We start from the raw sequence: 2,414 nt of genomic DNA, 5'->3' as shown, positions 1-2,414 counted from the left end.
GCTCAAGACGCGCGAACTGCTCGTCCGTCAGCCAGAAGCAGTCCGATCCCATCGGCGTTCTCCCTCGAGGACGCCTCTGAATCACGCTTCGCTCGATCTGCAAACCCCTTAATGGGTCCGGGCCCTAAGCCGGACAGCGGTCAGGCTCCGATTTGGACCGTCCGCCGGGCGTGTTGATCCTCGAACTGGCGCGGGCTGAGGTAGCCAAGCGCCGAGTGAAGCCTCTTGGCGTTGTAGACGTCGTCGATGAAGGCCGGAAGGCTTTCGGCGACGTCGGCGAAGGTCTCGTAGGCCATCGGGTAGACCGCCTCGACCTTGAGCGTCTTCATGAAGCTCTCCGCTTTGGCGTTGTCGTAGGGGTTGCCACGTCGGCCCATCGAGCCGACCAGGCCATGAGCGGCCAGCACCTCGCGGTAGGCCTGGCTGGCGTATTGCGAGCCACGGTCCGAGTGGTGGATGCAGCCCGCGGGCGGACGTCGGCGCTCGATCGCCACGGCTCGCGCCCGCGAAGCCGGCGACGAGCCACTTGATTTGACGACGCGGCAGATCGAGGCGCTCGCCGGCGAGATTTACAGGGCTTCTTGCGGTCCGACATCTACGCCGTCGCAGCGCTGGCCGCCGGGCTTGTGGTCGTGGCCGGATTCTATCTGGAGCTGCCGGAGAGCCTCGTCACCCTCGCGGGGGCCGCGACATGCGTATTCCTGCGCGCGCATGTCCTTGCGTTCAGGAACAATCCCAGCAAGTCCGTGTTGTCAAAGGCGGGGCTGATAACTCGTGTAGGAGGCGATCATGCTGACGCGCTTTGCTGGAACTGTACTGATTGCGACGTGTGCGCTCGCGACCTCGGCGGTGATGGGGCAGGCGCAGACCACTTCGACCGGAACGGACAGCGCCAAAGCTCCGGCCAAGGCCTCGGCCATTGCCAAGAAGCCGATGGCGAAGGTCACTTGCGAGGAATTCAACGCGCTCGACGAGACGTTCAAGCCGAACCTCGTCGCCTGGGCCGCGGGCTATCAGAACGGCCAGACGAAGCCGGACGTCGTCGAGATCGACGTCGAGGGCGTGGCCCGAGTGACCCCTATCGTCATCGATGAATGCAGAAAGGCCCCGACGGCCTCCTTCTGGAGCAAGGTCGAAGCCGAATTGAAGAAACTCTGACTGATCTGCGTCGGCAACGGCGGAGGCATTCAGCCTCCGCCCTCGTACTTGGTGCAGTACGAGGGTTATCAGCGTCGCGCGCGAGCCGATGACGCCGTTCTCGGCATGGCTCGTGAAGGGGCGCCGATCAAGGCGATCGTCCGGCGGACGGCGCTCGCACGCGGCACGGTGCGGCGGATCCTGCGCGGCGAGCATGCTGACGTCTTCCGGACGCGCCAAAGCTCGCTCGAGGCCTGGCTGCCGATCCTCGACGCCCAGTGGACTGAAGGCTGCACGAACGGCGCTGAGCTATGGAGGCGTCTGCGGAGGCAGGGCTTCCGGGGCTCGCTTCGCGTCGTGGCGGAATGGGCGACCAGGCGGCGACGCGCCGAGGCAACGGAGCTTCGCCAGATCCAGCGGGCGCCTTCCGCGAAGACGATCGTCAAAGCGATGACGACCGAGCGCGACCGGCTCACCAGGGGCGACGCGATCCTCGTCGCTTCGATCGAAGCCGCGGCCCCCGAGCTCGCTCAAGCGCGCGCCTTGCTCGACCCCTTCCACGCGATGGTCCGGCGCGACGCCAGCCAGGAGCTCGACTCCTGGATCGCGGACGCATCACTCAGCCTGCTCGCCTCGTTCCCGCGCGGCATCGTCCGCGACCGTGCCGCCGTGCGCGCAGCGCTGGTCGAACCATGGTCCAACGGCCAGACCGAAGGCCAGATCACCAGGCTCAAGCTCATCAAGCGCCAGATGTACGGTCGCGCCAAGCTGGACCTCCTTGAGGCCCGGCTCATTGGCGCCGAGTAGCAAAGCGCATCATCGAAAGTGCGTCAGACCCAAAGTTCAGCGCCGATTGACAGTCGAAACGTTCTTGATCCGGACGCGGAGAACGAATCTCGACCGTCTCGCTTCGTTCTCCCGTTCATCCGCCCGCGGGCGGCCGCACCAGACCGACAGAGCATCTCGAGTTGAGAGCCAAGAAGGATGTCCGTTCTCCCAACAGGCGTCCGAGTCCACTCCTGGCGCCGAGCAGCTGTGGCGGCGCATCGCCGCGTGGGAGCCCCGCGTTGACAAGCTCAACAGTCGGTCCGCCGCCCCGACACGGTCGAGGACGGCGTCACCAGGCAGGGCAAGACTCCCGAGTCAGCTTCTAGGGCCGAGACTCATAACCAGTAGCTGACGATCGCGGCGATGTGGACGGCGGCGAGGAAGCTGGTGGCGTTACGGTCGTAGCGGGTTGCGACGCGTCGGAAGTCTTTGAGGCGGCAGAACATGCG

The 2,414-nt window shown here is 65.7% G+C and carries 2 protein-coding genes and 2 pseudogenes; 2 read left to right on the top strand and 2 right to left on the bottom strand.

The annotated features are described in order from the left end of the window. Window positions 1-140 precede the first annotated feature (140 nt). Window positions 141-491: pseudogene (locus tag ACIKT0_RS16990) on the bottom strand (transposase); the annotation flags it as partial. Window positions 492-789: 298 nt separating this feature from the next. Here ACIKT0_RS16990 and ACIKT0_RS16985 point away from each other — a divergent pair. Beyond that, the gene (locus tag ACIKT0_RS16985) at window positions 790-1,158 is read left to right on the top strand and encodes an HdeA/HdeB family chaperone (RefSeq protein WP_407106551.1); all 369 of its coding nucleotides are present in this window, start codon (window positions 790-792) and stop codon (window positions 1,156-1,158) included. 105 nt (window positions 1,159-1,263) lie between these two features. Next, window positions 1,264-1,944, top strand: a complete 681-nt coding sequence (locus tag ACIKT0_RS16980; protein WP_407106550.1) for a transposase — start codon at window positions 1,264-1,266, stop codon at window positions 1,942-1,944. Window positions 1,945-2,300: 356 nt separating this feature from the next. Here ACIKT0_RS16980 and ACIKT0_RS16975 read toward each other — a convergent pair. After that, window positions 2,301-2,414 (bottom strand): annotated as a pseudogene (locus ACIKT0_RS16975) (IS5/IS1182 family transposase); the annotation flags it as partial.

This window comes from Hansschlegelia beijingensis, assembly GCF_045505405.1.
In the GTDB taxonomy this organism is placed as follows: domain Bacteria; phylum Pseudomonadota; class Alphaproteobacteria; order Rhizobiales; family Methylopilaceae; genus Methylopila; species Methylopila beijingensis_A.
This window is presented reverse-complemented; position numbering and strand designations above follow the sequence as displayed.

Excerpts from the sequence above, each read along its gene's own strand:
- ACIKT0_RS16980 (WP_407106550.1), top strand. The coding sequence starts at position 1,264 with ATGGCTCGTGAAGGGGCGCCGATCAAGGCGATCGTCCGGCGGACGGCG.
- ACIKT0_RS16985 (WP_407106551.1), top strand. The coding sequence starts at position 790 with ATGCTGACGCGCTTTGCTGGAACTGTACTGATTGCGACGTGTGCGCTC.